Genomic DNA, 6,002 nt, shown 5'->3' with positions numbered 1-6,002 from the left:
TCCATGGATTCCGGCACGCGCCGGAATGACGGAAGCTGAATTAATCAGAAATTTCATAAGTGACTGACAGCCTGTTTTATTGATCCAGATCAAATCATCCTCGACAACTGACCGCTAGCATGTCGCGATCCCGTACAGCACCCGGAGATCGCGCACATGGAACATTCGGTTTTTATCCAGACCAACCACAAACAGATTACCGGCGCCTATGTCGCCGAGCACGCCATTCGCCGTTATTCACAGCACAACGACAAGTTCGACGTCCATATCATCGAAAAGAAAGATTACCCCTATTTTGACGAGCATGAAGGCCAGCTGTACCTGCGCGACGGTGTAAAACGCAAATGGCTCAACAACGACCTGCAATCCTTTACCCTGACCCGTTTCATGCCACCGGAACTGACAGGCTACAAGGGCCGCTCGGTGGTCATCGACCCGGATATCTTTGCAGCAAGCGACGTATGGGATCTGCTGTCACGCGACATGCACGGCAAGGCCATCATGTGCCGTCCGCGTTCCGGCACCAAGGGTATTATTGATCGCTGCCTGGCTTCCAGCGTCATGCTGCTGGAACACGAAAAACTGAAACACTGGAATGTGGAACAGTGGTTTGACGAACTGTTCAGTTTCAAACGTGACTACATGCCGTGGATCTGCCTGAAATATGAAGACCGTGACACCATCGGCCTGTTCGAGAACGAATGGAATGATTTCGACAAGTTCACTACTGCCACCCGCATGCTGCACACCACCCGGCGCAAGACCCAGCCGTGGAAAGCCGGCCTGCCGATCGACTGGCGCCCGGCGGAGAAATTCCGTCTGTTCCCGCCTGTTGCATGGCTGATGCGTGCGCGTCGCCACATCTTTGGTGAATATGCCCTGCTGGGTCACTACAAGGTACACCCCGACCCGAACCAGGAAGCCTTCTTCTTTGGACTGTTGAAGGAATGTATCAACGAGGGCAAGGTCAGCGAGGAATTTGTCCGCGAACAGATGGCACAGAATCACGTACGCCACGATGCCTTCGAGGTACTGGATCGCACGCCGGATCTGCCACCAGCGCCCGCCCATCCGCTGTCCACACCGCTGGTCAGGGCCGCCTGAGGAGGGAAGAACCCGCATGGATTATCATTTGCCTTAAGGGGGCTGCGAATGTAGAGTTTGCAGCAATCACACAAGGAGAGCCGAATCGTGGCGTGGAACAGCGCTGCGGCCAGACCCCGGGAAGTTGCAACACTCCAAGATACAATCCATCAAATCCGGCAGGGACGCCTTCGCAGACTCGACACCTGCGCTACAGGAAATCACCCACCCGCAACGCCTGGCCTTTCTGCTCCCCAACCTGGGCGGCGGCGGCGTACAGCGTAACGCACTGATTACAGCGTCTGCGCTGCGTTCGCGCGGTTACCAGGTTGAACTGGTGCTATGCAGCGAGAAAGGCCCTCTGTTCCAGAAGATACCGGACGCCATTACCCGCACCATTCTGAAGCGTGCGCCCGGCTGGCAGGGACGCATACATGCACTGTTGGGCAACCCGTCACTACTGCCAGCGCTCAGCCTGCCGGTGTTGGCAGCGGGCAAGCCATCCAGAACACTGCGCTACCTGCCTGCACTCACGGATTATCTACGCCGATCGCAACCGGACGTTCTTTTCTCCGCAACCACCTACCAGAATATCGAAGCGGTACTGGCACGTAACGCCGCCAGAGTACGCACGAGCGTTGCCGTCACCCAGAGCACCAATTTCTCCAGCTGGCACCAGGTGTCCAGTGAATGGCGGAGGCGACACCTGTTACCCCTGTTACGCCGCTGCTATAACCAGGCCGACGCTATTATCGCTGTATCCAACGCCGTGGCCGATGACCTTGCCCGCTATGCAGCGCTCGAGCGTAAAACCATCTCGACTATCTACACGCCGCTGGTACCGTCAAATATCAGGGAACGCGCCAATGAGCCGGCCGAACACCCGTGGTTCGACAACCAGGATATTCCGGTCATTCTCGCTGTTGGACGACCAGGGCGCGCAAAAGATTATCCAACATTACTACGCGCCTTTGCGCTGCTGCACAAGAAGCGCCGGGCACGTCTGATCATTCTTGGCGAGGCACGTGATCCGCACAAGAGCCAGGAGCGCAAGGGAAAGCTTCAGACACTGATCAGCGAGCTGGGGGTTTCGGAAGACGTCGACATGCCGGGTTACACACACAACCCCTACCGCTACATGAACCGTGCTTCCCTGCTCGTCCTGTCTTCGGTGTATGAAGGTTTCCCGAGCGTTGTACCCGAAGCGCTCGCCTGTGGCTGCCCTGTTGTCAGCACGCATTGCCCTGGCGGTGTTGCCGAAGCGCTGGATGAAGGTCGCTATGGAAGGCTGGTTCCCGTGGGTGATTACCGCAGCATGGCGGATGCGATCAATGCAACACTGGAAGAGGTGCCGCCCCGGGAACTGCTCATGGAACGAGGGGCATCATTCTCTATCCAGCGCAGCACTGACACCTACGAAGCACTGGTTTTATCATTGGCACGCTCTGACTGACCGATCCCTGCGAACAGTGCCAGCGGGAACCAGAAAAACAGCCATAATTCCTTTGGCCGTACGATCAGGCGATCGATGTCGGGAGCAATCACCACAAAGGCGAATACCAGCAAGGGCACGATATATTTCGCCCTGCCGCAACCGTAGCGGATGATATGTCTGGCAAAACCAGCCACCATGGCGAGAAACACCCCCATTCCCACAATCCCGCCATCGCGCAGGAACCCCAGGTAACTGCTGTGTGCGTGCTGGAACGCCCGCTTCTCCAGGGCAACCGTTGTATCAGACAGATAACCGTGCCCGAACCATGGGGCATCGGCAATATGTTTCAACACGCTTTCCCAGATCAGGGGGCGCCAGTGCAAACCCATCTGGAAGCGATCGAACACTTCGGGGAAAACAAACAACGTCGCCAACAGAACCCCGCTCAACAATACGAGCATAACCAGGGCGACCTTGCGACCAAAACAGAAAGGCATGGCAACGAATGCAGCCAGCAGTCCAAGCATGGCAGTGCGGCTGTGCGTCAGAAGGACGGCCGATACCAGCACCATAAAGGCAACTGCATAGAGAACACGTATCCATGTAGCCCGCGACAGCACGGAAAAATGCAACGCCAGCAAGGTAAAAACGCCATAGGCGCAACCGGCCAGAATAGCATTATCGATGCGCCCGATGGGTTCCAGCCTGGATACAGGAAAAGGGCGTTTTGCATACCAGCTGAAAATCGAAACGACCGCCAGCAACGCGACACCTGCCACCAGCACCCTCAGCAAAATATCGAACGCTTCCGGGTAGCGACGCACCAGCACCGCGGTAACAACGATAAAAACGACGACCTGTAACCACCATCCGGCCAGTGTGGCAAATTCAGCCGGCGAAAAGTTGTTACTCCATAGACCTGTCAACAACTGGTAGGACAGCCATATCAGTATCAACCTGAACAACCCGCTCTTCCATAACACCGGAAGCTCCCTGTACATCATCAACAGGCCAGGGAGCATTACAGCCACGTAATAGAACTTGTAATGCAGTGGCCGTTCCGGAAAAAAGAAGAACCCGAGCAGAAAAACGCCATAGCCGGCAAATAACCACAAGTCCAGTCGATGCGGATACAGCGCTCTCTCGTTCGAACCTGTCACACCTGCTCCTCTTTTGTGTCGCACATGACATGCCTGACAGCTTTTACAGCATCATCAAGCCCTTTCCCATCTTCCTGTGGCAGGTTCACTACCGCAGACTGGCCTGCCCAGGTTGCGAGCCCGGCCTGCACCAGGGAAGACTGAATACGCGACACATCCCTGCGCATGCGAGGTGGCGCAAACCACATGGCAAGACGATGCGTCAATGGCTTGTAACGAAAATTATGCGGGATCAACCACCAGGGTCTGCCACTTCCCTCACTCGCGTCGGACTTGTCCGAGAGATCAAAAATATACAGTGGTCTTTGTGCAGCGGAGGCCTCAGCCAGCATTGACATGCTTTCACCGGTTACAACAAACCGGTCTGCAACAGCCAGGTAACCCTGATAGGGGTTTTCCTCATCACCACCCCAGTGGCAGGCATATACCGGAACCTCCAGTGCATCCAGGAACGCCTGGTAGGCGGCTTCCGGTGTACGGGCGCTGTTACTGGCCAGCACCGACCCCCCGTCTTCAGACACCCGGGTATTCAGCCAGGCTGCCAACTGCTGAGCCTTTTCGACGGTAAAGACAAAAGGCCCGCTGTCACCGCCAAGCAGCACCGCCCAGCGCGGCTCCGGCAGGTGACTGAACCGTGAAAGCCACCTGTCACGCAACCGATCCAGCACCTCGCGTGTCTGGGCATGCAGCGGGAGGTCCACGACAAGCACGCCAGGCCGCGCGGGAAGGTTATATTGAGGCGTTGTTATAATCAGGTCGAAACTTTCGAGTGGAGCCCAGGGCCTTCCCACGTGTACGAGGCGTGTCTTGCCACCCGACTGTTTCCGTATCCAGCGCGCCACCGGTTCATTGCGCCGTCCTGCTGTCAGCACCAGGTCCGGCCAGGGCGGTTCCAGCCTGTCGGAACGTTTCCGGTCGACGCCTGCCAGGGTGACGCCAAGCAGCATGTTGGTCAGCAACTCAAATGACCGGTTATGAATGCTCTTTGTTTCGTATGGCCAGCCCAGCGCTTCCGCCAGTGCCAGCAACTGGGTATTGTCACCGGCCTTGCGCCCGGCAAGTACCCAGACCCGTGGGGACGGTAAACGGCTTTTATCCGGATTATTCACGCCGACAAACGCTTCCTCGCGACCAGCCGCGAGCTTACCTTAATCACCGGGAATCTGCAGCGCAAATCGTTTAACATAACCTCACAGCCTTCTCTTGCCGGAGCCACCTTGGTACTCGACCGCTACATCACCTCGGAGATCACAAAACCGTTATTTCTGGGCGTCACCCTGCTGATGGTCATTTTTTCCGGCTATACCGCGGCGATCAAGCTTGGTGAGGCCGCCAGCGGCCTGATTGACCCGGAAACGGTCGCGCAGCTGATCGGCCTGAGTACGATCATTGCACTGGAAGTGCTACTGCCTACCGCGCTCTACCTCTCCATTATCGCCACACTGAGCCGCCTGTACCGTGACTCGGAAATGGCCGCCATGCGTGCAGCCGGTATCGGTGAGCTGCGCATCATGCGCTCACTGGTATTCATCGCACTGCTCATCTCGATCCTGGCCGGCATTATTTCCATCTACGGCCGGCCCTGGGCCTACCGGGAAAGCTACCGGCTGGAAGCCGAGGCACGCGCCGAGTTCGATATCCGGAAGATTGAACCCGGACACTTCATTGAACTCCAGGACAGCAAGTATGTCCTCTACGCCCGCGCAGTCGACCAGGACAACGGCCGACTCAGTGACGTGTTCCTGCAGACAGAACTGGGGGATAAACTTCAGGCCATTTATGCACAGGAAGCCTATCTGCCTCCCGTCACATTTGGTGAAGCCCGCAGCTTTGAACTGTTCAGGGGATATGGATACATCCTTGATCGTGAAGGAAGCCGCGACATCACACTCAAGTACGGCCAGATGGTCATTCGCATCCCGCCGGAAACGCCAGACACCAATTACCGGCGCAAGGCTGAACCTACACTCAACCTGTACCATTCCGGGGCGCCCAAGGATATTGCAGAATTCCAGTGGCGGCTGTCGACACCCCTTTCCACCCTGCTGCTGGCGATACTGGCTGTACCTCTCAGCCGCAGCGCACCCCGCCAGGGCAGGCATAACAGTTTTCTCATTGCCATACTGGTGTACATCGGCATGTTCAACCTGATCAGTGTGGCGCGTAACGCGGTGGAAGAAGGTTCCATTCCGGCCTTCCCGGGTATCTGGTGGGCCTACCTCTTGCCTGTCCTGCTTTTTGTCTTTCTCATGGCATGGCCCGCCTGGCAACGCAAAAGACACTGACATGAACCGTATCGACCGTTACATTGCATGGCAATTACT

At 56.7% G+C, this 6,002-nt stretch carries 5 protein-coding genes; 3 read left to right on the top strand and 2 right to left on the bottom strand.

What is annotated here, in order from left to right:
* Positions 1-156: 156 nt before the first annotated feature.
* Both ACW81B_RS09930 and ACW81B_RS09925 read left to right on the top strand, forming a co-directional pair.
* Positions 157-1,104: a hypothetical protein gene (locus ACW81B_RS09930; protein ID WP_491580069.1), complete on the top strand. Its 948-nt coding sequence runs from the start codon at positions 157-159 to the stop codon at positions 1,102-1,104.
* 124 nt (positions 1,105-1,228) lie between these two features.
* The gene (locus ACW81B_RS09925; protein WP_491580068.1) at positions 1,229-2,536 is read left to right on the top strand and encodes a glycosyltransferase; all 1,308 of its coding nucleotides are present in this window, start codon (positions 1,229-1,231) and stop codon (positions 2,534-2,536) included.
* Here ACW81B_RS09925 and ACW81B_RS09920 read toward each other — a convergent pair.
* Both ACW81B_RS09920 and ACW81B_RS09915 read right to left on the bottom strand, forming a co-directional pair.
* Positions 2,497-3,678: an O-antigen ligase family protein gene (locus tag ACW81B_RS09920; RefSeq protein ID WP_491580067.1), complete on the bottom strand. Its 1,182-nt coding sequence runs from the start codon at positions 3,676-3,678 to the stop codon at positions 2,497-2,499. The two genes, ACW81B_RS09925 and ACW81B_RS09920, sit on opposite strands and share 40 nt — an antisense overlap.
* A complete protein-coding gene (locus tag ACW81B_RS09915; RefSeq protein ID WP_491580066.1) occupies positions 3,675-4,787 on the bottom strand; it encodes a mitochondrial fission ELM1 family protein in 1,113 nt (370 codons plus the stop codon). The genes ACW81B_RS09920 and ACW81B_RS09915 overlap by 4 nt, the downstream gene beginning before the upstream one ends.
* A 108-nt stretch (positions 4,788-4,895) precedes the next feature.
* Between ACW81B_RS09915 and lptF the strand changes: the two genes are divergently transcribed.
* Positions 4,896-5,963, top strand: a complete 1,068-nt coding sequence (lptF, locus tag ACW81B_RS09910) for an LPS export ABC transporter permease LptF (protein WP_491580065.1) — start codon at positions 4,896-4,898, stop codon at positions 5,961-5,963.
* The last annotated feature ends 39 nt before the right edge of the window (positions 5,964-6,002 follow it).

This window comes from Thiogranum sp. (assembly GCF_058323355.1).
Note: the sequence above shows the minus strand (reverse complement) of the source record. Positions and strands in the feature narration are given on the sequence as shown.

Bases quoted from the DNA above. Each gene is read 5' to 3' on its own strand.
- ACW81B_RS09930 (WP_491580069.1), top strand. From the start codon at position 157: ATGGAACATTCGGTTTTTATCCAGACCAACCACAAACAGATTACCGGC.